Genomic DNA, 25,052 nt, shown 5'->3' on the forward strand with positions numbered 1-25,052 from the left:
ATCAGCGCTTCTCGGCGCGGATCAGGAAGATGTTGCGTAGGTAGATCGACAAACCCATCGACTGGCCCAGAATAAACACTGGATCACGGCGATAGATCGCATAGCTGAGAAGTATCAGCCCGCCGCCAATCGAAAGGTACCAGAAGGCCATCGGTATGACCGATTTCTTTGCGCGTTCTGATGTAATCCACTGAACGATGAAACGAGCGCTGAACATCAATTGACCAGCCAGACCGATGAATACCCAAAGGGCCTCGGTCGGGCTGTCGACGTGCAGGATTTCCAGAATGGTTTCTTTCACGACCGGTTTGCCTCGGTTGCTGAAACAGATTTGGCGCGGCGGGTCAGCCAGACAACGCCGAACAAATCCCAAATGCCGACCATGGCCCGCCCGAAATTGGTGTATTTTGACTCACCGGTCATGCGCTGCTGATGCGCCACATCAACCAGTGCAACATTCCATCCGTAGGCTTTGAACAGCGCTGGCAGGTATCGATGCATATGGTTGAAAAACGGAAGATCAAGGAACGCCTGCGTTCTGAACGCCTTGAACCCGCAACCCGTATCACGTGTACCGTCTTTCAGCATCCAGCCCCTCAAGGCATTCGCAAATCGCGAGGCGAGCTTTTTTGATGCGGTATCTTTCCGGCCGACCCGTTGCCCCGCCACAAGACCGACCTGCGCATCATCGCCAGATACCAGCGGCGCCCAGATCTTGGGCAGTTCTTCTGGCGGGTTCTGTCCATCGCCATCCAGAGTGCAACAGATATCGGCGCGCGCGGCCTTGACGCCAGAATGGACAGCGGCACTTTGCCCACCTGCCGTTTTATGCCGTAGTATGCGCAACTGCGGGCATTCTTTCTGCATCTCCTGCAGCGCCGCAAAGGTACCATCGGTCGAACCATCATCAACCGCGATGATCTCGAACGCAGGAAGATCAGAAGCGGCGTCGCAGATCCCCTGAATCAATCCAGCAGCGGCCCCTTGCTCATTATGCATGGGAATCACAACCGAAACTGTCGGTCGATTATCAGCGTTTTCCTTAGGTTCGGTCGACATCGCAATCAAAGCTTCTTGGATACAGTCACCGGGGTTTGTGATTGATCAGACCCCGAAATTCAAGTACTCGCCTAGTCCAAAACACATCATATTACAACAAGTCAGAGGATAACCAGAGTGGTCCAAAATTCGGGCATCGAACATTTGCAGACCCACAAATGGCTACCCTATGCAATAACAGGCATCACCATCGCGTTGTTGTGGTGCTGGTACATGTCCGGGTTGGGGCAAGATGGCCTGTCAAAGATTGATGAATTTTTTACTTATGACCGCAGCCTGGGTTTCATGCGCAACAATGACTGGCTTACCGTATATTCTCAGAATGAGCCCAGCCTAAAAAAACCACCCCTTCAATATTGGATGACAGCGGCATTGATCGAGCAGGGAATGTCGCACATGCTGGCCCTGCATCTGCCTTCGATGCTGTTTGCGCTTGGGTCGCTGATTGCAACGGCTTTGCTCGCCCGAGTTATGGTTCCCGATCAACCTTGGCTGATGTTGCCTGCGGTGTTGCTTGTGTCCAGTTCAAAAAACTTCTGGGGACATGCGACATCGGCCATGCTGGATAGCGGGGCAATGCTTTTTTCCACCTTGGGGGTGGTCACGATGCTTGCCGCGTTCGAGCGTCCAAAGTTGTGGCCATGGTTCGGGGTCACTGTGTTTCTGGCTGGATTGCAGAAAAGTCCGACCCCACTCGCATTTTTGGCTCTGGCACTCCTGACACTTGCTCTAACCCGGCGCTGGCAGGATCGACCCGTAAGCGAGATTCTAAGAAACAAAACCTTCCAGTGGACCATGGTGGCCTGTTTACTGCTGGCATTTCTATGGCCGTTGTTCCAGTACCTGCGCTTAGGTTTTGGTACCGAGTTTCAAGGCAGTGTGCGCGGTGAAATGCTACACCGGTTTGCGCCCACCGTGTCAGATCGAAGTCTAAAGAAGCTGTCAGAAATCATCTTGGGTAATGCACCAGTCTTAAGGTTTGCGGGTATTTTAGGCCTTTGCGCCCTGCCCTTCGCACTCGGCCGACCACGGCTGCTTGCCCCTGCCGGGATCGCATTGTTCTTTTTCCTGGCAATGTGGATGGCATCGGGAAAGGTCTATGATCGCTATACTTTGTTGATATTGCCGATGTTGATGGTGGGCGCAGCTTGGGGCATCTTGCTGATCTCAAAACGGCTTTGGGTGCGGGCCTTACTGCTGGCGGTGTTGTGTTTTTCCGAGCAGGGTCCGATCAAACGTACGGTTGATTATAGTCATCCCAACACTGCAGAACAGTTCGGCATAGACCTGCAGGATCTGCTTTCGCCGTTGCAATCAACCCATCAGCCAGATGAAACACTTGTTGTATGCGGTTTCAAAAACAGACACCGATTGCCCTTGGGTGCCGCCTCAGTGTACGCGTCACCCGACCGACGGTTCGTGTATATGAGGCACTCTGATTTACCGGGCTACCTCAAAAGATTTGGCTATACTTCCGGTCCTTTGAGAGGGGTTTGCCGAGCCCAGGAACTTAACCAGTTCTCAGATGTGCTTTCCGGATTGGATCGGCAATCTATTGAAGGCACAGATTTTGTCTATTGGACGGCACGCGGTTTGCGCCTTGATTGATGACAATCCCATTCGCTCGCAAACAAGCTATTTGCGGTGGCATGCGGGCAAAGTTCTTCGGAATCGAAGTGTTTCCCATCCCGAAGATCGGTAAGGTGTTTATTCCGAACGAGAACCTTCGCCAGAGCGGTGACGACCTTAAGCCCCTGTTTGTTTTTTGGCAGTTATGGAACATTCCGTGAAATTAGCGGGTGTTCATCAGCTTTGTTTCTTCCGAAAATCCTCAATTCTGATACAAATGCAATTATTCGAAAGTGAGATCGCAATGAATGCACTAACCAGAATTTCGCGAGGGATCGGTGTCGCCTTCAAGGACGGCAGAGTAAAGGGACTTTTGGCCTTTACGGCCGGTATGATCCTTTGGGCATCGGTGTTTTATCATTATGTCGAAGGCTGGAGCTGGCTCAATTCCATCTATTTTTCTGTCGTGACGATTTCGACTGTGGGATTTGGTGACTTTTCTCCGGAAACCGCGGCGGGGAAGATCTTTACGATGATCTACATCATCGTCGGCCTGGGTATATTTGTGACCACGGCAACCACTGTGGCGGATACCATTTTGTCCCAGAACGATGAGAAATCAGAAAAATAAGCCTCGTAAGGTTCAACCCACAAGAAGTCATGCGCAATCGCTTTATAGCCAGAACAGCTAAAGCGCTAATCCGGATTCATCTGTGTCTTCAGGCCACTGTAAGATCTTTGGTAGATTATAAATATACATATCGAGTTTTTTGAGTGTAATGTTGAGATAACAAATAGTGGAGGGATGGAATGGAAAAGACCCAGGACGCAAAGATTGTCGATCTAGCGATACGATTGCTTTTTCTAGGATTATTCCTCTACAGCGCCCTGGTCATGGTGGCGCCGCTTGCAAGCGTGGTTATCTGGGCAACGATCCTATGTGTGGCGCTTTACCCGGCATTTGATTGGCTGCAGTCCAAGCTGGGAGGTCGGAAAAAACTTGCCACGACGATCTTGGTTTTGTTGGGCCTTGTTCTAACCCTCGGGCCAGTCGCAACTGCGGTGTCTGGTGCCGCGGAACTTGGGTCCGAATTCGCGGAACAAGCAGACAAGGGTGAATTAAAGATTCCACCGGCACCCGAAGGCCTGAAAGAAATACCGTTAGTCGGGGGCAAAATTGCCGACGTGTGGGGAATGTTTGAACGGAACCTGGATGGTGCGCTTGCCAAATACGGTGCGCAAATCCTTGAGATCACCAAATCGCTCTTCGGAAAAGTGCTGGGCATCGGTATCGGGCTACTTGGCTTAGCTCTGTCCGTGTTGATTATGGGGGCGTTGTTCAGCCCCGGGCCAAATTTGGTCAAGGGTCTTCAGCGCTTTGCAAACCGTGTTTTCGCCCCGCGCGGTGGAGAATTCGTAACATTGGCGGGCGCAACAATTCGGAACGTGACAAAAGGAGTGATTGGCGTAGCAGCCATTCAAGCTGTCTGCGTTTGGATACTATTGGCCTTGTTTGGGATTTCTTCGGCCGCCACTCTCGCATTTATCTGCCTGATCCTCTCGATTATCCAAATCGGGCCAGGATTGGTTCTTATACCGGTTATTATCTACGCATGGAGTTCCATGTCCGGCGGTACTGCTTTGATCTTCACCCTATTGGCCGTTCCCGTCATGATAATGGACAGCTTCCTAAGACCCGTGTTCATCTCAAAAGGCCTTGAGACTCCTATGTTGGTCATCCTCATCGGTGTTCTCGGAGGTATGATGGCGTACGGTTTGATCGGCGTCTTTATGGGGCCGGTTCTCTTCGCTGTCTTCTATGAACTGTTCAAGGTTTGGATTGATACCTCACCCGAAGCCGAGAGTGCCGCTGAAGGAGCGGCGAAATGAGAAAGACGATTTGGACCACGCTGACCGTTATTCTTATCTTCTTAATCTGGTACCTGGTCGCTGACCGAAAAACGCCATTTACCGGGAATGCCCGAGTAAAAGCAATTGCGACACAGATCGTTCCACAGGTCACCGGTACAGTCACCGAAGTTCTTGTCGAAAACGGTCAGGTCGTATCAGCCGGTGATGTTCTGGTTCGAATTGACCCAAGGCCCTACGAAAATGATCGCGACAAGGCCGAGGCTGATCTTGAGGCAGCCACGCAGGAGGTGGGTGCATCCTCGGCAGAGGTGAGCGCTGCACAAGCCAAGCTGGCAAGGGCACAGAGTGATCTCGACACGATGCGCATTCAGACCGAGCGTGTTTTTGCGCTTGAAAAGAAAGGGTTGATTGCGATTTCAAAGGCCGATGATGCGCGTGGGCAACTGGCAGAATCCGAGGCAAATTTTGAAAACGCCAAAGCGGATCTGGAAAAGGCCAAACAGCGGTTGGGCGACGACGGAATTGACAACCCGAAAATCCAGCGCGCGTTGGCTGCCTTAGCGGATGCAGAGCTTAATCTCGAGTGGACAGAACTGCGTGCTCCAGCGACAGGTGTCATATCCAATTTGTTGATCGCACCTGGAACATATGCGCGATCTGGTCAGGACCTATTGACGTTTCTGGACGCAACAGACGTTTGGATCGAAGCGTATTTTACCGAAAACAACCTTGGTCGGGCTTCGGTAGGATCACCTGTCGATGTGGTACTGGACATGCATCCCGGCCAGATTATTCCGGGCGTGATCGAAAGCTTCAGCGCAGCAGTCTCACTGAGTGGTGGGGATGAGCCCGGCCAGTTGGCCAGCCCGCCCAGCACCAAAGGATTTCTTCGTGAGCCTGAGCGCTTTCCAGTCCGGATCGTATTGCCTGGCTACGAAGCCGGGGATGCCGAAGACGACTTGCGCTTCCAGCTTAATGGGCAGGCCGACGTTATCATGTATCTGAGCGAAAACACTCTGCTGAACGTGGTAGGTCGGACCTATATCCGTTTGGTATCAATCCTGTCCTATGCGTACTGAGGATCGAAATTCGGTTTTACGCCTGGCGCTCGGAGTCACCGGGGTATTCTCCTTGGGCTTATTTCTGGGGTGGCCACTTGCGGTGGTAGGAGCGGTTTTCACCGCGCTGTTTCTTCAGGCACCCGCTGCTTTGCCCTTGGCTGCATTTGCAAAGCTGTTTGTCTTCTCGATCGGGCTGATGTTCATTTCATTCCTGCTGTCGTCAGTCTTTGCCCCATATCCCGTGGTGTTTCTGATTCTAGTTGCCATTGGGATCATCCTGTCTTTCATGTGGTCCGTTTCTGGCGCAGGCGTCCTGCCTGGTGTCATAGCCCTCATGGGTGCGTTGATGATCCCAAACCTTGTTCTGCAGTCACAGGATCTGGCATTGGTGCTTGTGTTTTGGATACCGTTGAACCTGCTATTTGCAGGTTTCATATCAACGCTGATGTTTGTGTTGATACCCGCTGCCCCCCCCACAGCGGCTCAGAAAAAGGCCAATACTTCGCCTGACTTTGACCCGCATCGCCGGATCGCCAGAATGTCGCTTGTCACGGTTCCGTTCGCGATGGCGTTTTTTGTGTCCGGCGCTTCAGCCCTGTTGGTCCTATTCTTTGTCGCGCTTCTTAGCCAACAACTTGCAGCTATGCCATCGATGGGCAAAACAGTGGCCAAAGCCATGCTGACGGCTAATCTTCTCGGGGCGGCGGTTTCAATCATCTGCTATGAAATAAACGTAATAGCTCCGGTTATTCTTACCCCAATTTTGTTGGGTTTTTTCATTTGCCTGACACTCGGAGCGCTTGGCAAATCGCAGGTCCCGCTCGCCGCTGCTGCAGGTTCGGCTTTAACAACGGTTCTGATCGTTTACGGTGGTTCGATCGCTCCGTTTTCCGATGAGGCTGACGTCAAGAGCATCACAAGAGTATTGCAGGTCGCCAGCGCGGCCATTTTCGTGATCATCGCATATGTCGTGGTCGATGAGTTTTGGCCAGAACAAGAGCGCCGTGCAGCTCAATAGAGTGTGTTGCAAAAGTGCTTTGATCTAAAACCAGTGGCGTCACCAACTTAAACCTTCTGCTCTGTTCATTTGGCCTGAAAACCGTTCAGGTCGGTCTGTTTGCGGTGACTTAAGTACTCATAGGTCGTCGCGGAAGCTAAACCGGTTCTTCGATGTGTGTCACAATTAGGGGTACAGGAAGCATCTAACTGATAGAAAGCGCAGTATTGGTATGAATAGTCTGGCGACCCCGGCAGGATTCGAACCTGCAACCTGCCCCTTAGGAGGGGGCTGCTCTATCCAGTTGAGCCACGGGGCCGCGTTTCGCTTTCTGTAACCGGGTTTATTCGGATTGTCATCGGCTTTGCACAACAGTTGAACAGATCGCCCTGTTCACGCTACCATCGGGGAAATAAACAATGCAGGTATCCCCGGTGACAATAGAAACAAAACGCCCGCTTACCCTTCGTGATGTCTCAGAAGCGTCCGGAGTGTCGGAGATGACCGTCAGCCGGGTGCTACGCAATCGCGGAGATGTATCGGACGCCACCCGTACCCGCGTTCTGGCTGCTGCGAAGGAATTGGGATATGTGCCCAACAAGATCGCCGGTGCCTTGGCATCAAGCCGGGTGAACCTTGTGGCAGTGATCATTCCATCGCTGTCGAACATGGTTTTCCCCGAGGTTCTGACAGGCATCAATCAGGTACTGGAAGATACTGAACTTCAGCCGGTGGTCGGTGTCACGGACTATCTGCCTGAAAAGGAAGAAAAGGTGCTGTACGAGATGCTCTCGTGGCGGCCTTCGGGCGTGATCATTGCAGGGCTGGAACATACCGAAGCCGCCCGCGCCATGCTGGATTCGGCAGGCATTCCGGTGGTCGAGATCATGGATACCGATGGCAAGCCCGTCGATGCCATGGTAGGAATCTCACACCGCCGCGCCGGACGCGAGATGGCACAGGCGATCCTGAAGGCTGGATATGAGCATATCGGTTTCATGGGTACCAAGATGCCGTTGGATCACCGTGCCCGCAAACGGTTTGAAGGCTTTACCGAAGTGCTCGGCAAGCACGGGATCGAGATCGAAGATCGCGAGTTTTACTCGGGAGGTTCAGCGCTGGCCAAAGGCCGAGAGATGACGCAAGCCATGTTGGAACGTTCGCCTGAGTTGGATTTTCTGTATTATTCCAACGACATGATTGGCGCGGGTGGGCTGCTTTATTTGCTGGATCAGGGGATAGACGTGCCGGGTCAGATTGGCCTCGCCGGGTTCAACAACGTCGAGCTGTTGCAAGGATTACCGCGTAAGCTGGCGACGATGGATGCCTGCCGAACCGAGATCGGGCGCACCGCTGCAGAAATCATCGCGGCAAAGCTGGCCGATCCAGAGTCAGAGGTTGATACCCGTGTCACCTTGACCCCTAAGATCAGCTTTGGTGACACGCTAAAACGACGCTAGGATCCCATGACCCTGCAACGCCTGAACAACCGCCAAGCGCGGACAATGTTCATGGATCGCCACGCGTTGCTGGAGCAACCGGCAGGCGGTTCTAAAGGTGAGGATCTGTTGCGATTGATCCACCGCCTGGGTTTTGTGCAGCTCGACAGCATCAACACAGTCGCACGCGCCCATGATATGATCCTGTATGCGCGGCGACCAAGCTATCGCCCGCGCAACCTCAAGCGACTTTACGAGCGTGATCGGGCGCTGTTCGAACACTGGACCCATGACGCTGCCGTTATTCCGATGGATTTCTATCGCCATTGGCACCTGCGGTTCCTCCGCGATGCCGACATGCTGAAAGCCCGATGGAAGAATTGGCGACGTGATGGCTTTGAACAGAGATTCGAAACTGTTATTCAGCACATTCGCGATCATGGTCCCGTCGGTTCATCCGATGTGGGCAAGGATGAAAAAAAGGGGTCTGGTGGTTGGTGGGATTGGCATCCGTCAAAAACAGCGCTGGAATACCTTTGGCGATCCGGGGCGCTGACTGTAATCGGTCGTGAGGGGTTTCAGAAACGCTATGATCTGACGGAGCGGGTTATCGACACCCAACTTTGCCCCGGCAGCATAGCGTGCGACGTAGATGCAACCGTGGATTGGCTTTGTAACGCGGCACTCGACCGGCTGGGCTTTGCCACGTCAGGAGAGCTGGCGGCATTTTGGGATACCGTCAGCGCCAGCGAGGCAAAGGCGTGGTGTGATCAGGCTCTGACAAAGGGAATAATCGCAGAAATATTCGTAGAGTGTGCGGATGGGAATGACCGCAAAGTCTTTGCACGGCCCGAAATATGCGAACAGGTGGCAGCGCTGCCAGAAGCGCCCGGTCGGATCAGGGTTCTTAGCCCTTTTGATCCCATGCTGCGCGATCGTAAACGCGCGGAACGCCTATTTGGGTTTCATTATCGCATCGAAGTGTTCGTTCCCGAGCCCAAGCGCATTTATGGATACTACGTCTTCCCCTTGATGGAGGGGAACCGTATGATCGGCCGTATCGACATGAAGGCACACCGTAATCACGGCAATCTGCATGTTCGGGCAATGTGGCCCGAGCAATCCGTCCGCTGGTCCGATGCAAGAACCCGACGGCTGGAAGCAGAACTTGACCGGGTTCGACGATTCGCTGATCTAGACACCATAGATTTCGCTAGAAACTGGCTGAAAGACCCTAAATAGAGCCTGTATTACCTCAAGAACCCATGTTCTTCGACAAGCTCCATCAGATCTCTGATCGACTCACTCTCGGTCCGCCCGGATGTATCCAGCTGAGCGTTCGCACGCCCGTACAATGCCTCGCGACTGGCGAGTATGCACTTGAGCTGCTCCATTGCTTTTGGATTTCCTGCCATGGGACGTTCGTCGCCTTGCGCGCGCACCCTTTCCATATGCTCGGTGGGTGTGGCCCGAAGCCAGACGGTGTGAAACCGGCTCAGCAATGTCGTATAGGTCGAAGGCTCTGAAATGATGCCACCAGCGACAGCAAGAACCATTCGATCATCGGCGGCAATGACCCGGTCCAACGCTTGCGCTTCGAGGTTGCGATATCCCTCTTGCCCGTAGAAGGCCATGACTTCAGCCAATGGCATCCCCGACATTTCTTCGATCTGAGCCGTCAGTTCCACAAAGGGCAGCTTAAGCGCAGCGCCAAGTAGAGCACCCAGCGTTGATTTCCCCGCACCACGTAAACCGATAAGACAAACCCGCTGTGCCCGAGCATTCTCAGCAGGATCGGGACACAGTGCCCTCATGACGTTGTCTTTGACGTCATCGCTCGCTTGCCGGAACAGTTCGAGCATTTGCAAACCATCCGAATCCCAAGGATCTTCTTCGCCGATCAGCCATTCGGCCTTGTAATCCAGCGCCTGCGCAATCCGATGCAATACTCCGATCGAGATATTACCCTCACCAGCTTCGAGTTGAGCTAGATACCGGGGCGAAACACCCGAGCTTTCGGATAAAACCCGGCGCGGAATGCCGCGCATTTGCCTGGCCTTCCGCACACGCGCTCCAACGCGCTCGCTCAAATCCTGCGTGGCGAATTCTTTAGGCTGTGCCGGTTTTTGCGGCTTGGGCCCATCCATCTTTGTCAGACCGTTTGTTCCAAGTGACCCTCAAGCTACGACGCTAGAACGACGCGGGCAATCGATATTGTACAAGCTCAGGAATTGCTGCCCCAAAAACAAACAAACAACCATTGTTTAGAGTCTATCCAGCTTGAGTAATTAGCTTTTCAATTCGTGTAGTTCGCTCAAAAGATTCAGCAGTGTTTCGTGTTGCTCAGCCCCCATCAATTCGCGCGTTTGTGCCGCCAACCGCAACATTTCCGGCAAGTTGGCGTGAATGATCTGCATTCCTTCTTTGGTGATTTCGACGATCTGGCGACGACGATCTTTTTCGACGGCCTGCCGTTTGATCAACTTTTTATCTTCCAGCTTTTTCAGAATCCGAGTCAGGCTGGGAAGCAACAAACAAGCGCGTTCTGAGATCTGCGTGGGTTCTTGCGGACCTTCTTCTTGCAAGACGCGCAGAACGCGCCATTGTTGTTCAGTTACCCCTGCGTCAGCTAAAACACCACGTATCGGCCCCATCACCCTTTCGCGTGCACGCAACAAGGCAATCGGCAGTGATCGAGACGTCAACGGCAAACTATTCGTCATGGTTAATTTTGACGCGACTCCCTTTGTTTCGCAATAGATTGCTAAGTTCACGCAAACTTGCAGGGCTGGATTTTAATTAACTTGTTCATTAATAGTGAGTCGAAGTGATTATTCAGTAGGCAGATCAGATTAGCCGCAAGGAGACCGCAATGAATTGGGACGAATTTTCCGTATGGGGCAAAAAAATCGCTGATTGGACACAAGATTATCACCTGACCGTTGGCGACAAGCCCGTTCGTGCAAGAACTGAGCCTGGCGATATTCTGAACGCCCTACCCGCCCATCCGCCCGAGCATGGTGAAGCAATCGAGAGTATTTTTCGCGATTTTGAACAGATCGTGATGCCCGGCATCACCCATTGGCAGCACCCCCGATTCTTCGCCTATTTCAACTCGAACGCGTCTGCGCCGTCGGTGCTGGCTGAATTCCTGGCCAGTGCCATCGCGCCGCAATGTATGCTGTGGCAGACGTCTCCCGCCGCGACCGAGATGGAAACGCGGATGATGGATTGGCTGCGCGAGGCACTGGACCTGCCTGAAGGATTTGCCGGGGTCATACAGGATTCCGCCTCTTCGGCGACGCTGGCGGCTGTGTTGACCATGCGCGAAAAAGCAATGAACTGGCAGGGAAACAGCCAGGGTCTTTTTGGCCAAAAACCACTGCGTGTTTATTGCTCGTCCGAAGTACATACCTCAATCGACCGCGCCATTTGGGTTTCGGGGATCGGACAAGACAATCTTGTGCGCATTCCTGTTCAAGGTGATTGGCGTGGGATGGATCCAAACGCGCTTGAAGCAGCGATTCAGGCTGATTTAGACTCTAATTTACAGCCGGCTGGTGTGATCCTTTGCGTTGGTGGAACCGGAACCGGGGCGACTGACCCGGTGGATCGCTGCCTTGAGATCGCACGTAAATACGGGCTCTATTCGCATGTCGACGCGGCCTGGGCCGGCTCTGCAATGATCTGTCCCGAATATCGCAAATACTGGCCGGGCATCGAACAGGCTGACAGCATCGTCTTCAATCCGCATAAATGGCTAGGTGTCCAGTTCGATTGCTGCGCACATTTCTTGAAGAACCCCGATGATTTGGTCCGCACGTTAGCGATCAGCCCAGAATACCTAAAAACCCATGGGAAAGACGGGAACATCAACTACTCGGAATGGTCGGTGCCACTGGGCCGTCGATTCAGGGCATTGAAGCTATGGTTTGTCATCCGAACCTATGGGCTAGTGGGGCTGCGTGAACGGCTGCGCAATCATGTCAACTGGTCGGTCGCGCTGCATGATCGACTGGCAGCTGAGCCGGACTTTCGGATCGTCACACCGCCAATGTGGTCGCTGTGGACCTTCCGATATGAGCCGCAGGGCGCCACCGACCTGGACGACCTGAACTTGCGACTGGTGAACGCGATTAATGATGACGGGCGGATTTATCTGACCCAGACCCGTGTGGACGGTGATTTGGTCATCCGCTTTCAGGCCGGGCAGTTCGAAACCACTGAGAGCGATGTATTGATGGCATATGACGTGATTACAGAAATCGCGCGCAGTCTTTAGGCCCGCATCACAGCTGCGGCCTGCGCGTAGCCGCCTGAGGCACCGTCAACGAAGTGCACATGGTCATCGCTCATTGCAGAGGGCACAAAGCAGGTCATCATCGCCTCTTGCTGAGAATGCAGGCCGTATCGGATCTTACCGCGTGCCTGAGCGTCTTCCAGCATCCGGGTGATCTGCTCCAACGTGGATGGGTCACAATCCAATGTCATTTTCAATCCGTCATCAAATTTGCGAAAATCCGCGTTGCGGCTGACCATTTCTTTATAGTGATTGGGTTCGAACTGGCCCAATCTCATACCGGTTTTGAACAGAAGACCGATCAGCATATTTTCGATCATCAGCCGTATCTTCTGAACCAGCAGATTGCGCCCAGCGCGTGAGACATGGGCATCGATATCAATACCTGGCGGAGGAAAACTCATCGGCGGTCCCTTTTGGGGAACCGGATGACCGGCCCGGTCCAACCCTTCGGCGATCGATAAAACGGATTGGCTCAAAGCCGCGAAATCGGCCTCGCTAGACTCTAATGTTGGCTGAATTACCAGAGATACTATCTGACCGTGGCGGGCCGGACTGTTGGACCAGCGGCAAGACAGGCCCGTCAAGTCGGGCTGCGCGTCAGGTCCAGCCGGTGGAATGGCGGCGCGCCCGGATTTCATCTGCGCCTCGGCCCAGGCCAATCCACCGCCTGTAAACATCGCATAGTCAACACCGGTAGAGGGCGCATAGCGGGCAACACGCAGATCGCGCCCAGCGGCGCGGATGTCAGCCACCGAAACCAGCCCTGCGCGCAAAGTGATGGCAAATTCTGTTTCGGCCCAACTCTGCAAAGCCGCCAACGTTTCGCGCGCGATCTTGGCATCTTCGCCCGGCACTGCAAAGCCGGCCCCATCGCCGCCAAAGACATAAGGAAAAACACGACCTCCCAGCGCGTTGATCATGCCTGAAATAACCGCAGCACCAACCATGTTGACGGTTTTGTAGCGGCCACGCGCGATCTCTCCGGTCGAGTCCACGATATCCGCGACTCCCAAAACCCACGTATCAGGCAAAGGTTTAAACTGCACCGGATCGCTCAGTCGCAGGAAGCTGTCTGAAATAGGGACTGAGTCATAAAATAAAGAGTCTGAAGGGGGCATAACACTCTCTGAAATTCCCAAAACTGCTTTGAAGATAGCCTAAATGTGAAGGATGTCTGCCCCTTTCGCACCACCCCGAGCGCTTGTGCAGACCTGCACAACGTGCAAAGCATCTCGGCAGGGCATACGGGCAATAGAGGCAGCAGATGCAGACAGGCTTGATAGTTTTATGTCTGGCTTACGTCCTCAGCCAGTTTTTTCGCGCCTTCCTGGCCGTGCTGACTACCGATCTGGGCAGAGACATCGGGGCCACGCCCGAAGACCTGGCGTTTGCGTCGGGGCTTTGGTTTCTGGTTTTTGCCGCAATGCAAATCCCGGTGGGCTGGGCTCTGGATCGTGTCGGCCCGAGGCGCAGCTCTGCGATGCTGTTGCTGATTGGCGGCGCAGGCGGGGCTGGCTTATTCGCCATCGCAACCACTCCGTTTCATGTTGCGCTGGCCATGGCGCTGATCGGGGTTGGCTGTTCACCTGTCCTGATGGCGTCCTATTATATCTTTGCCAGAGAATTTCCACCTGCCAAATTCGCCACGCTCGCCGCAGTAATGTTGGGCGTTGGATCAGTCGGCAATCTGGTGGCCTCTTACCCAACGGCTCTGGCGGTTGAGCTTATGGGGTGGCGGGCAACTTTGGGTGGTTTGGCGATCATTTCGGGCGTGGTGGCTGCAGGGATCTGGCTGACGGTGCATGACCCCAATAAGGTCGAGACCGAACACAAAGGATCGGTTCTGGACCTGCTGAAAGAGCCCGCCCTCTGGACCATCCTGCCACTTATGCTGGTGGCCTATGCGCCCTCTGCGGCGTTGCGCGGTCTCTGGGCAGGGCCTTATCTGCGCGATGTATTTGACCTCAACACTACTCAGATCGGGCAGGCAACGCTGATCATGGGTGCCGCGATGATTGCGGGCACCTTTGCCTATGGGCCTTTGGACCGCATCCTTAAGACCCGCAAATGGGTGATCTTCGGTGGCAACGCCCTGGGCGCAGCCACTTTAGGACTGCTGTGCCTTTGGATCGACGGGGGCGTCTGGCTCTCGGTCTTTCTGCTTGCGGTCATCGGCTTTCTGGGCGCCAGTTTTCCGGTCATCATGGCGCATGGTCGCGCCTTCATTCCAGCGCATCTGGTCGGGCGTGGTGTTACCCTGCTGAACCTCTTCGGCATCGGCGGTGTCGGGTTGGCACAATTTGCCACCGGGCGCATCCATGCGGTCAGCGCCACGATCAGCCCCTCGGCGCCCTATACCGCGATCTTCGGCTTTTTCGCCGCCACCCTTGCCATTGGCTGCGTGATCTATCTATTCAGTCGGGACAGCGTGGACTGAAACCGGAGGCCACCCGTGCAGGACATCGAGGTGGTTGCGCCCAATCTGAAGCATTCCCTTTCGGGCGTGACGACTAATGTGATCCGGCTGCTGCCCATACTTGAAAAGAAGATCGGCATCCGCACCACCGAAGCGTTCCAAGCCTAGCAGGAACAAAGACTGCAGGACGCCGGGCTTGTAGACCGCGTTCATTTTCTGGGCGAACACCCCTGGGATGAGATTGTCGAGACCTATCGCGCGCTCGACCTGTTAGTGACTCCGCGCGGCAAGAAGGATTTGGCCTGACCCCGCTTGAGGCGCTGGCCAGTGCGCCGGAAGATATGCTGCATGACCGCGCCGCATTAACCACCGCGGGACACGCCGCGTGCACCCATGTCGAACAGAATTTCGAATCGAAGGCGAAGCGCAGGCAATTGTCGAGGTTTGTCGATCCTTGCTGAAACAACCCTGAACGGTATTGAACTGTGTCAAATCGGTGTGACGGGGTGAAATAAGCCGAAACGCCTCTTTTTTCTTTGCCGCAACGCGGCTATGAACGCGCGTCCTTAACTTTGGAGACATGAAATGGGCTATCGCGTCGTAGTCGTCGGCGCCACAGGAAATGTGGGCCGCGAAATGCTGAACATCCTGGCGGAACGCCAGTTCCCCGTCGATGAACTTGCCGCACTGGCAAGCCGTCGTTCGCTGGGCACCGAGGTTAGCTTTGGCGACACGACACTCACGACCAAGGACCTGGATACTTTTGATTTCACTGGTTGGGACATGGCGCTGTTTGCCGTGGGTTCCGAGGCGACCAAAGTCTACGCCCCCAAGGCGGCGGCAGCTGGCTGCGTGGTGATCGATAACTCGTCGCTCTATCGCTATGACCCGGACATTCCGCTGATCGTGCCGGAATGTAACCCGCAGGCGATCCACGACTATAAGAACAAGAACATCATCGCCAACCCCAACTGCTCAACCGCGCAGATGGTTGTGGCTCTGAAGCCGCTGCATGACCGGGCCAAGATCAAGCGCGTGGTTGTCTCGACCTATCAGTCGGTTTCCGGTGCCGGTAAGGAAGGCATGGATGAGCTTTGGGATCAGACCAAGGCCATTTACAACCCCACCACCGAAGTTGAGCCGAAAAAGTTCCAGAAGCAGATCGCCTTCAACGTCATTCCGCAGATCGACGTCTTCATGGAAGACGGCTCGACCAAGGAAGAGTGGAAGATGGTTGTCGAGACCAAAAAGATCGTCGACCCGTCGATCAAGGTCACAGCCACCTGCGTCCGCGTTCCGGTCTTTGTTGGCCACTCTGAGGCCGTAAATATCGAGTTCGAGGAATTCCTGGACGAAGACGAAGCCCGCGACATTCTGCGCGAAGCGCCGGGCATCATGGTGATCGACAAGCGCGAAGCGGGCGGTTACGTCTCGCCCATCGAATGCGCGGGCGACTTCGCCACTTTCATCAGCCGTATCCGCCAAGACTCGACCATCGAGAACGGCCTGAACCTGTGGTGCGTGTCCGACAATCTGCGCAAAGGCGCAGCATTGAACGCAGTTCAGATTGCAGAATTGCTGGGCCGTGAGGTTCTGAAAAAGGGCTGAGGCTGCACAATTTCGAAAGTCGATTAAACCCCGCTGCGCCATCAGCGGGGTTTTTCTTTTTTGAGGGCAAAGGGGCGTCAGCCCGCAGGACTGCCGACGCCTGCTGCTGATAAAAACCCGCAACGACCATCGATCGTTTGGCGGGCAGAGTTGACGTTCAGTTTATCACTTCTTGGACGGCATCTATTGCCCAAATTCAACGGCCTGAGACCTTCATCTCAATCCAGTTAGCTGGCGCGCAGCATTCAAATGTCAGCGCAAAATGCTCTGCCGTGAAAACCATTTCCCAGAAAAATGCCCAAATGATAGGCTGAGAAATTATGGAAAGCCGACCAAATCGTCGATTAGCAGCTATTTTAGCCGCCGATATCGCAGGCTATTCAAGACTGATCGGTTTGGATGAAGAAGGCACCATAGACAAGCTGCGTTTGATCCGTGCCGAAGTCATCGAGCCATTGGTCTCAGGGCATTCGGGGCGCATTGCGAACACGGCGGGTGACAGCTTTCTGATCGAATTCCATAGCGCTGTCGATGCGGTGCGTGCGGCGGTCGAGATACAATCGGAACTTTCAAAAAGAAACTCAGATATCGAACCTGACCGCGCCATCGTTTTTCGGATCGGATTGAATGTCGGTGATGTGGTCTCGAACGCGAATGACATATTGGGCGACGGCGTCAACGTGGCCGCGCGACTTGAGGCATTGGCGGAACCGGGTGGAATTATCGCATCGCAGTCGATCGTTGAATATGCCCGCAACAAGGTTCCTTTCAGTTTTGCATCAATTGGTCCGCAATCAGTCAAGAACATCGCAGAACCGGTTGAGGCTTTCCGAATAGAAACAGATGCGGCACCATTTCTTTCAAAGCCGAAAGCGACGAATGCGCCACGGTTTCTTAAGTTGGCTGCGGTCATGGCTGTGTTGATATTGATGGGGTATTTCGGGGCAATGACCTGGAAAAAGGGGCAACTGCGCGCCTCAGAAGCGCAATTGGCCTACCCGCTACCAGACTTGCCATCAATTGCCGTGCTTCCGTTGACAAATTTTACCAGCGACCCGTCCAACAAGATGCTGATAGACGGCGTTTCTGAGGACCTGATTACGGATTTATCCCGCATTTCCGGTTTATTTGTCATCGCGGGAAATACCTCTTTCGCTTTTCAGGACCGCGACATTGATGTTCCAGGCTTTGCCGAAAAATTGGGTGTTCGTTACGTCGTCGATGGAAGTCTTAGACGCACCGATGAAGGTTTTCGGGTCAATATCCGCCTGACCGACACGGTAAACGGTAGATTGATTTGGGCCGAACGTTTCGATGGTGAAATTGACGAGATTTTTGACCTGCAAAACAACATTGTGCTGGCGATTGCGCAGGAGCTTGATGTTCCTCTCGATTCTCAAAGTCGGATTGCAATCGAAAACGTAGAAACGGAAACCATCGAAGCACGCGAAGCATTCCAGCGCGGTTGGGAGCTTTATTCGCGTTTCAATGAGCGCGACAATCTGGCCGCAATTCCGCATTTTGAACGCGCAGTCGAGTTGGACCCTGATTATGGGCGTGCCTGGGCGACTCTTGCTCTGGCACATTTACGACCGCACATTTTCCACCATTGGACAGGCTTCGCAGGCGCTGACGAACAGATGCATATTGGTCTGTTCTATAAGTACTTCCGCGAACTGACGCAGCAGGACACCTCATTGATCCACGTCGTCCGGGCGATAGTCAGTCTCAACCTTCCTGATTGGGACAGTGCCCAGGGCGTAAGTCGGGGAACGGATGAAGCCAGGCAAGAGGCAGCAAAAGCCATTGCCCTGCAACCCAGCGACCCAGAGGCGCATTTGACAATGGGATGGGCCCTGATTGCGGGCGGTGAACCTGAGGAAGGACTGGCCTTTGTACAGGCTGCAATGCGTCTCGACCCTGCGTATCCCAGCCACTACGCGTTGTTTGAAGGTGCTGCGCTTTTTGCAATGGATGACCTGAACGGCGCAGAGGTGGCCATATTGCATGAACTAGTTCGGAACCCTCAGGCAATTGAATTGATGCCATTTGCGGCCTCGGTTTTGGCCTTAAATGGCGATCGGAGCTCTGCGCGGGCAATGATCGACCGATGGCAGAAGGGAAAGCATGAGCGGGTTCTGAACGAAGTTGTTCGCGAGTACTTCTTTATAGTGCGCTGGATTGGCGCGCAGCAATATTTGAACAATCGCTTGAAAAAAGGCCTTCGATTGGCCGCGCTTGCACCGAGTACAACGATAGCGAGCCTCAAAGCCGATTTGTCACGCGGGGATGCCAAGGAACAGCGTGAAGCGGCTCAAACATTGGCGCTATTTGGTGCCAATGCAGCACCAGCAGTTCCTGAGTTGATCAAGCTGCTCGACAGCCCGTCGGTTTTTGTCAGAAAAGAAGCAGCCATTGCTTTGGGTGAAATTGGAGAAAGTGCCTCATCTGCGTTGCCCGCATTGGAAGCAAGCATTGACAAGTCCTTGTCTGGGAGTTTCGCTGCCCGAGCCATTGAACAGATACGCGGATACTCACAATAGTGACGACCTTGATCTCTGCCCGGAGACAGGACCCAAACACAGAAATGGTGAGATTGTGTATACGAAAGCCATGAGGCGTGGATTGATCCTGCTGACATGTGGCGTATATGGGAACGTAATCCGATTCCTCGCACCACTAACGGTACAGGACAAAATCTTCGCCAAGGCCATGTAAATCCTCGAAGCCTCGGTCGACGCTACTAAAGGAGCCTGATCATGCTGGACACCAAAGTGACGAAACTGGAGCTGAAGGATCCCAGCCTTCTGGAAACCCGCGCCTATATCAACGGCGCATGGGTTGAGGGTGAGGCGACCTTTCCGGTTCACAACCCTGCCACCGGCGATCTGATCGCCAATGTGACGGATATCGACATCGAAGGCACCAGGCAGACCATTGATGTGGCTTATGCAGCGAAAAAGGAATGGGCCGCGCAAACCGGTAAGGAACGCGGCGCGATCCTGCGCAAGTGGTTCGATCTGATGGTCGAAAACGCTGACGATCTTGCTACCATCCTTACCGCCGAGATGGGAAAACCCTGGGCTGAAGCGCGCGGAGAAATTCTGTATGGCGCGTCCTTCATTGAGTGGTTCGCGGAAGAGGCAAAGCGTATCTACGGCGACGTGATCCCCGGCCACCAGCGTGACAAGCGCATCGTTGTGCTAAAGCAGCCCGTGGGCGTGGTGGGATCGATCACACCATGGAACTTCCCCAACGCGATGATCGCGCGCAAGGTCGGCCCTGCGCTGGCCGTGGGCTGTACGTTTGTGGCACGTCCTGCAACTCTTACACCGCTTTCGGCGCTGGCGATGGCAGTACTGGGCGAACGTGCGGGTATCCCGGCAGGCGTGCTGAACGTGATCCCCGGCACCGATAGCTCGGGTGTGGGCAATGAGCTGTGCACCAACGACAAGGTTGCCAAGATCACCTTTACTGGCTCGACCCGTGTTGGTCAGATCCTGATGCGTCAGGCGGCAGGCACCATCAAGAAGATGTCGCTGGAACTGGGTGGCAACGCGCCATTCATCGTGTTCGACGACGCCGATGTGGACGCCGCCGTTGACGGCGCGATGATCGCGAAGTTCCGCAACAACGGTCAGACCTGCGTTTGCGCCAACCGCATCTATGTGCAAGCAGGTGTCTACGATGAATTCGCTGCCAAGCTGGCCGAGAAAACCAAGGATCTGAATGTGGGCAATGGCTTTGGCGACGGCATCACCACAGGCCCGCTGATCAACGACGCAGCGGTCGCCAAGGTCGAAGAGCACATCTCGGACGCGGTATCCAAAGGCGCGACGGTCACGATGGGTGGCAAACGCTCGGATCTGGGCGGGACATTCTTTGAACCCACCGTTCTGACCGGCGTAACCCGCGACATGGTGGTCGCGAAGGATGAAACCTTCGGCCCCGTTGCCCCTCTGTTCAAGTTCGAAGAGGAAGACGACGTCGTTGCCATGGCCAATGACAGTGAGTTCGGCCTGGCTTCGTATTTCTACAGCCGCGATCTGGCGCGGGTCTGGCGCGTTGCCGAGGCGCTTGAATCGGGCATGGTGGGCGTTAATACCGGCCTGATCTCGACCGAAGTCGCACCGTTTGGCGGTGTCAAGCAGTCCGGTCTGGGCCGCGAGGGTTCGAAATACGGAACCGAAGATTTCCTTGAGATGAAGTATCTCTGTATGGGTGAAATCCAGTAAGCGCATTCAAGTCGTCGAAAGCCAACGCACTCGCGGGTCGCTGCGGGTGCGTTTTTTTCAGACCGAAGCGTGCCCGCGCAAACGAACCACCAAAGGCATCATCGCCAACACCAAAACGGCCGAGAAAAAGAAGGGTGCGCCCGGAAGGTAGACGCCTTCAGCATCGACTGAAGCCTGAAAAAGGCCGGTCATCACCAGGGGCGACAGGACAGCAGCAACAGATGATAGCGACGCGATAACCCCCTGCACCACACCTTGACGGTCTTCGTCGGCCTGGTTCGAGGCCATTGCCGTCATCAATGCGGGCACAAGATCAGACAAGGCGGCCAGCAAAAGAAAGACCACAAGGGCGGTGATCGTCGCTGTGAAACCAAATCCGATCATTCCAATCAGCGCGGATATCATCCCCAGCATCAATGTGCGGTAATCGCCAATCCACCTGATAAAAAGGGGCATTAATCCCCCCTGCACAATCGCCAGCAACACGCCGTAAGCAGCAAGCGACAACCCAATGTAGAGTGTCGGCCAGTCGAAAACTTCACGCGTCCAGAACGCCCAAAGGGTTGGGTAAACCATGTTGGCAAATTCAAAGATGAAAATGCACAGCAGCGGTACCGCCAACCCCGGAAACCGGAAAGCGTCAAAGATCGATTTGAACGGATTAAGATCGCGCTTGCCAAAAGGGCGGCGTTTTTCGGGTGTCAGGCTTTCGGGCAATACAAACACACCGAACAGGGCGTTCGCGGCGGATAAAACCGCAGCGATCCAGAACGGCGCGATGATACTGATCTCGGCTGCAATGCCTCCGATGGCTGGCCCAAGCACAAACCCGATCCCGAAAGCCGCTCCAATCAGACCGAAATTTGCAGCCTTTTCAGTGGGCGAGGATATGTCGGCAATATAAGCCGTCGCGGTGATGTAGGTTGCCCCGGCCAAACCTGCGAGCGTGCGCCCCAGAAGAAGCAACCAGAAGCTGTCAGCCAATGCCATGATCACGTAATCCAGCGCGAGCATGACCAAGGCGGCTATCAGGATCGGCCTGCGTCCGATGGCGTCCGAAATGCTGCCTACAATGGGGCCGCACAGGAACAGCGCTCCGGCATAGGCCGCCATCAGCAGCCCGCCCCAAAAGGCGCCCTGCCCGGTGTCCCCAGCACCAACGCGATCCATCAGGTCGGGCATGATGGGGAACACGATGCCGATACCGATGGCGTCGATCATCAGCGTGATCAGAATGAAGGTTATGGCTCGGCTTTTGAACATATCGCCCTATCGGACGGGTACGCAGCTAAAGCAAGAGGAAAGGACAGAACTTTTCACTTGTCGGGCAACCGTTTTCAATCAGGTCAAACTCACCCGCAGCCATACCTTTGATGAGTGAACTGGCTGCCCCGTCGAAAGCAACCAATCTCAACTTCCCGGCCCCCTTCGGTCCGCTTGAGCTAGCGCACGACGTAAACTGAGGTATTCGAGTGCCGAACGACCCGTGCAGCATTTGGACCAAGCAGATAATCCTTAAAATCAGGCTTATGCGCACCGATCACGATCAGGTCTGATCCCGCGCTTTCGGCCGTTTTCAGTATTTCCTGATAGGCGCTGCCTGTGGCCACCACATGGCGAACCTGTGCATTGCGTTCCTCACCCAGCGTTGCGGCGCAGAGGGCGACCAGCTTTTCATGAGCCTCTTCAATCACCTTTTCGTGGTGGTGGGGTTCGAAGAAACTGCTGACGAACCCCTCTCCATAATCGGGCGTCACCGTCACCACATCCAGCCGCGCGCCATCCATTTCGGCCAGCGCTGCGGCGCGTTCTAGGACAGCAACATCAAGATCGCCATTGCTGATATCCACGGCGCACAGAATAGCTTTGGTCATGCGGGTTCTCCCTGTTTTGCGGCGCGACCGCGCTGGAGGAAGGCGACAAGACCCAACAGGATCAGCGCCGGGATAAAGATCAGCTCTTTCGCGGGCTGACTTTGCGGAGCCTGAATGCTGGTGATGCGAACAGCATCGTCAGCATAATAGTCGAACATGTCCAGCTCGTCCGCGACCGGCGTACCGAACATCGGCTCGTCGAGCTTGACCAGACCGTCTTCTTCCAGCGTCATCAGGCCCAGAGCGTCGACGCGAGCTGTACCGTCGGCCCCTTCCGGAATGTCCAGAACAACGGTGGTTTCGGTCATATTGCCGGTGTCAAAGTCCGGACCCGCGACCTCAATCCGCATGGTGCTACCCGGCGCGGCCTCACCCACGGCCTGCGTCAGCTGTGCCGGTTCGATCTGCGCAAAGGGCGGTGCGATGCGGTTCATGAAGAAATCCGGACGGAACAGCGCAAAGGCGATCAAGATCAGCGCAACGCTTTCATAGATGCGGTTCTTGGTCAGGAACCAGCCCATGGTACCGGCGGTGAAGATCAGGATCGCGATGGTGGCGGAGATGGCCACCAGAATACCCTGTACCCAGCCCACATCGATCAGCAACAGGTCAGTGTTGAAGATGAACACAAACGGCAGCGCGACTGTACGCAAAGAATAGAAGAAGGCGGTAAAGCCTGTCTTGATCGCATCGCCGCCGGAAACAGCAGCAGCCGCAAAGCTCGCCAGACCAACCGGCGGCGTCACATCAGCCATGATACCGAAATAGAACACAAACAGATGCACCGCGATCAGTGGCACGATCAAGCCGTCCTGCGCACCCAGTTCGACAACCACACCCGCCATCAGCGAGCTGACAACGATGTAGTTCGCGGTGGTCGGCAGACCCATGCCGAGGATCAGGCTCAGCAGACCGACCAGCGCCAGCATGGCAATCAGATTGCCACCTGATAGGAACTCGACCAGATCGGCCATCACCTGACCCACACCGGTCAGCGTCACCGTGCCCACGATCACGCCCGCGGTGGCGGTGGCCAGAGCGATACCGATCATGTTGCGCGCGCCGTCGATCAGCCCGTTCCACAGGTCAATGACACCGGCCATGAAGGCGTTCGCTGTGTCGCTTTCGCCGCGGAAGATGGACTTGAGCGGCTTCTGCGTGAGCAGGATCACGAACAACAGAGAGGTTGCCCAAAAGGCCGACAGGCCGGGCGATTTCTGTTCGATCATCAGGAAGTAGACCAGCACGATAATCGGCAACAGGTAATGCAGACCAGCCTTGTAGATCTCGGCGATCACCGGAAGTTCGACCTCTTTGGCATTAGGATCGTCAGGCACCAAGTCCTCTACTCCGGAAGCCAGCCAAAGTAGGATCAGATAGGCCAGCACAATCAGCGCCGACAGGACCAGCCCCGACGCGTCGGGCATGAGCGCAACGATCGCCTTGATCGGGTACTGAATGCCGTAGCACAGCCCGGCAAAGCCCACGAAGAACAGCGCCATGCCGCCAATCGTACGACCCATCGAAACAACGCGGTCGCCCAATGTCGGCATGTTCCGCTTCACCGCTTCAAGATGCACGATATAGACCAGCGCGATGTAGGAAATTGCAGCAGGCAGGAATGCATGGGTGATCACCTCAACGTATGAGATGCCCACATATTCCACCATCAGGAATGCCGCAGCGCCCATCACGGGCGGCATAATCTGACCGTTCACGGATGAGGCAACCTCAACCGAGCCTGCCTGTTCGCTGGAAAAGCCTACACGTTTCATTAGCGGGATGGTGAACGTACCGGTCGTCACAACGTTTGCGATGGATGACCCCGAGATCAGGCCGGTTGCTGCCGAACCCACAACAGCCGCTTTGGCCGGGCCACCGCGCAGGTGTCCCAGTGCGCCAAAAGCCATCTTGATGAAGTAGTTGCCCGCGCCCGCCTTATCGAGCAGCGCGCCGAACAGGACGAAGAGGAACACGAACTTGGTCGAAACGCCCAGCGCGATGCCAAAGACACCTTCGGACGTGATCCACATATGGCTCATCGCCTTTTGCAGGCTGGCCCCTTTCCAGCGGATCACCTCGGGCACCCACTCGGAGGAACCGAAGAAGACGTAGGCGAGAAAGATCGTGGCAATGATAGCCATTGCCGGGCCAAGCGCACGCCGCGCGGCCTCAAACAGCAGCAGTAGGCCAACAAGGGCGAACCATTTGTCGGTGTCATCTGCAAGACCGCCCGCATCAACGATTTTTTGGTAGAAGAAATAACCATACAGCGCCAGAAACGCGCCCGCGATCCCCATGATCCAATCTTGAATCGGGATGTAATTCCGCGGGCTGGATTTAAGCGCCGGATAGGCCGAGAAGGCCAGGAACATCGCAAAGGCCAGATGTATCTGGCGCGAGTTATTCACCACGCTGCCCGGCAGCAGGTAATTCGATAAGGGAGAGGCCAGAACGACCTGAAACACCGACCACAAGACCGCAACGATCGCCAGAAAAAGCCCGACATTTCCCGCCGGATCACGCGCGCCTGCATCTGATGAGGCAACCAGTTCCTGAAGCTCTTCTTCGGAAAGAGGGCGGTTGCCCTGTGTGTCGGAACTCATGTTGGTATCTCCC

At 54.9% G+C, this 25,052-nt stretch carries 21 protein-coding genes and 1 tRNA gene; 13 read left to right on the forward strand and 9 right to left on the reverse strand.

Translation table 11 applies throughout. The features are described from left to right. Window position 1: 1 nt before the first annotated feature. Together ACR0MQ_RS08175 and ACR0MQ_RS08180 are read right to left on the reverse strand one after the other, a co-directional pair. On the reverse strand, window positions 2–301 hold the full coding sequence (locus ACR0MQ_RS08175; RefSeq protein WP_010443061.1) for a lipid-A-disaccharide synthase N-terminal domain-containing protein: 300 nt from the start codon (window positions 299–301) through the stop codon (window positions 2–4). Continuing rightward, the gene (locus tag ACR0MQ_RS08180; RefSeq protein ID WP_010443060.1) at window positions 298–1,059 is read right to left on the reverse strand and encodes a glycosyltransferase family 2 protein; all 762 of its coding nucleotides are present in this window, start codon (window positions 1,057–1,059) and stop codon (window positions 298–300) included. Before ACR0MQ_RS08180 ends, ACR0MQ_RS08175 begins: the two co-directional genes overlap by 4 nt. Window positions 1,060–1,176: 117 nt before the next feature. On the opposite strand from ACR0MQ_RS08180, the gene ACR0MQ_RS08185 reads away from it, so the two are divergent. From ACR0MQ_RS08185 to ACR0MQ_RS08205, 5 genes are all read left to right on the forward strand, one after another. Next, window positions 1,177–2,667, forward strand: coding sequence for an ArnT family glycosyltransferase (locus ACR0MQ_RS08185; RefSeq protein ID WP_480607254.1), 1,491 nt, complete (start codon window positions 1,177–1,179; stop codon window positions 2,665–2,667). Window positions 2,668–2,932: 265 nt separating this feature from the next. Next, window positions 2,933–3,259, forward strand: a complete 327-nt coding sequence (locus ACR0MQ_RS08190; RefSeq protein ID WP_480607257.1) for a potassium channel family protein — start codon at window positions 2,933–2,935, stop codon at window positions 3,257–3,259. 179 nt (window positions 3,260–3,438) lie between these two features. Beyond that, window positions 3,439–4,518 (forward strand): AI-2E family transporter, encoded by a 1,080-nt coding sequence (locus tag ACR0MQ_RS08195; RefSeq protein WP_480607260.1) that lies wholly within the window; start codon window positions 3,439–3,441, stop codon window positions 4,516–4,518. Continuing rightward, on the forward strand, window positions 4,515–5,579 hold the full coding sequence (locus tag ACR0MQ_RS08200; protein WP_319545853.1) for an HlyD family secretion protein: 1,065 nt from the start codon (window positions 4,515–4,517) through the stop codon (window positions 5,577–5,579). The genes ACR0MQ_RS08195 and ACR0MQ_RS08200 overlap by 4 nt, the downstream gene beginning before the upstream one ends. Continuing rightward, window positions 5,569–6,579 (forward strand): DUF2955 domain-containing protein, encoded by a 1,011-nt coding sequence (locus tag ACR0MQ_RS08205; RefSeq protein WP_480607263.1) that lies wholly within the window; start codon window positions 5,569–5,571, stop codon window positions 6,577–6,579. The genes ACR0MQ_RS08200 and ACR0MQ_RS08205 overlap by 11 nt, the downstream gene beginning before the upstream one ends. Window positions 6,580–6,800: 221 nt before the next feature. Here ACR0MQ_RS08205 and ACR0MQ_RS08210 read toward each other — a convergent pair. After that, window positions 6,801–6,877, reverse strand: a tRNA-Arg gene (locus ACR0MQ_RS08210). A gap of 115 nt (window positions 6,878–6,992) precedes the next feature. Between ACR0MQ_RS08210 and ACR0MQ_RS08215 the strand changes: the two genes are divergently transcribed. Then, window positions 6,993–8,018 carry a LacI family DNA-binding transcriptional regulator gene (locus ACR0MQ_RS08215; RefSeq protein WP_170773807.1) on the forward strand — a complete coding sequence of 342 codons (1,026 nt, stop codon included), beginning with the start codon at window positions 6,993–6,995 and terminating at the stop codon, window positions 8,016–8,018. A gap of 6 nt (window positions 8,019–8,024) precedes the next feature. Further along, entirely contained in the window at window positions 8,025–9,239 is a 1,215-nt protein-coding gene (locus ACR0MQ_RS08220) for a DNA glycosylase AlkZ-like family protein (RefSeq protein WP_170773462.1), read from the forward strand. 8 nt (window positions 9,240–9,247) lie between these two features. Here ACR0MQ_RS08220 and ACR0MQ_RS08225 read toward each other — a convergent pair whose 3' ends face one another. After that, window positions 9,248–10,144, reverse strand: coding sequence for a helix-turn-helix transcriptional regulator (locus tag ACR0MQ_RS08225; protein ID WP_170773463.1), 897 nt, complete (start codon window positions 10,142–10,144; stop codon window positions 9,248–9,250). 141 nt (window positions 10,145–10,285) lie between these two features. After that, window positions 10,286–10,720: a homoprotocatechuate degradation operon regulator HpaR gene (hpaR, locus tag ACR0MQ_RS08230; RefSeq protein ID WP_170773808.1), complete on the reverse strand. Its 435-nt coding sequence runs from the start codon at window positions 10,718–10,720 to the stop codon at window positions 10,286–10,288. Window positions 10,721–10,869: 149 nt separating this feature from the next. Here hpaR and ACR0MQ_RS08235 point away from each other — a divergent pair, with 149 nt between their 5' ends. Continuing rightward, complete coding sequence (locus ACR0MQ_RS08235; protein WP_480607266.1) at window positions 10,870–12,279, forward strand: pyridoxal phosphate-dependent decarboxylase family protein; 1,410 nt, start codon at window positions 10,870–10,872, stop codon at window positions 12,277–12,279. Here the strand turns inward: ACR0MQ_RS08235 and ACR0MQ_RS08240 are convergent. Continuing rightward, window positions 12,276–13,418, reverse strand: a complete 1,143-nt coding sequence (locus ACR0MQ_RS08240; protein WP_170773465.1) for a DUF3095 domain-containing protein — start codon at window positions 13,416–13,418, stop codon at window positions 12,276–12,278. The genes ACR0MQ_RS08235 and ACR0MQ_RS08240 overlap by 4 nt on opposite strands. 146 nt (window positions 13,419–13,564) lie before the next feature. Between ACR0MQ_RS08240 and ACR0MQ_RS08245 the strand changes: the two genes are divergently transcribed. The 5 genes from ACR0MQ_RS08245 to ACR0MQ_RS08265 all read left to right on the forward strand — a co-directional run bounded on the left by ACR0MQ_RS08245 (window position 13,565) and on the right by ACR0MQ_RS08265 (window position 20,559). Further along, window positions 13,565–14,737: an MFS transporter gene (locus ACR0MQ_RS08245; protein ID WP_170773466.1), complete on the forward strand. Its 1,173-nt coding sequence runs from the start codon at window positions 13,565–13,567 to the stop codon at window positions 14,735–14,737. 15 nt (window positions 14,738–14,752) lie between these two features. Further along, window positions 14,753–14,884, forward strand: coding sequence for a hypothetical protein (locus ACR0MQ_RS08250; protein WP_480456920.1), 132 nt, complete (start codon window positions 14,753–14,755; stop codon window positions 14,882–14,884). 417 nt (window positions 14,885–15,301) lie between these two features. Continuing rightward, window positions 15,302–16,324 (forward strand): aspartate-semialdehyde dehydrogenase, encoded by a 1,023-nt coding sequence (locus tag ACR0MQ_RS08255; protein ID WP_010443042.1) that lies wholly within the window; start codon window positions 15,302–15,304, stop codon window positions 16,322–16,324. Window positions 16,325–16,644: 320 nt separating this feature from the next. Beyond that, a complete protein-coding gene (locus ACR0MQ_RS08260; RefSeq protein ID WP_480607271.1) occupies window positions 16,645–18,867 on the forward strand; it encodes a HEAT repeat domain-containing protein in 2,223 nt (740 codons plus the stop codon). A gap of 216 nt (window positions 18,868–19,083) precedes the next feature. Continuing rightward, on the forward strand, window positions 19,084–20,559 hold the full coding sequence (locus ACR0MQ_RS08265; protein WP_010443040.1) for an NAD-dependent succinate-semialdehyde dehydrogenase: 1,476 nt from the start codon (window positions 19,084–19,086) through the stop codon (window positions 20,557–20,559). A gap of 57 nt (window positions 20,560–20,616) precedes the next feature. On the opposite strand, the gene ACR0MQ_RS08270 is transcribed toward ACR0MQ_RS08265, so the two are convergent. From ACR0MQ_RS08270 to ACR0MQ_RS08280, 3 genes are all read right to left on the reverse strand, one after another. Next, complete coding sequence (locus ACR0MQ_RS08270; RefSeq protein WP_170780121.1) at window positions 20,617–21,822, reverse strand: MFS transporter; 1,206 nt, start codon at window positions 21,820–21,822, stop codon at window positions 20,617–20,619. Between the two features lie 179 nt (window positions 21,823–22,001). Further along, window positions 22,002–22,433 carry a universal stress protein gene (locus ACR0MQ_RS08275; RefSeq protein ID WP_480607274.1) on the reverse strand — a complete coding sequence of 144 codons (432 nt, stop codon included), beginning with the start codon at window positions 22,431–22,433 and terminating at the stop codon, window positions 22,002–22,004. Further along, on the reverse strand, window positions 22,430–25,039 hold the full coding sequence (locus ACR0MQ_RS08280; RefSeq protein WP_170773472.1) for a TRAP transporter permease: 2,610 nt from the start codon (window positions 25,037–25,039) through the stop codon (window positions 22,430–22,432). The genes ACR0MQ_RS08275 and ACR0MQ_RS08280 overlap by 4 nt, the downstream gene beginning before the upstream one ends. Window positions 25,040–25,052 lie beyond the last annotated feature (13 nt).

This window comes from Ruegeria sp. AN6 (assembly GCF_056540425.1).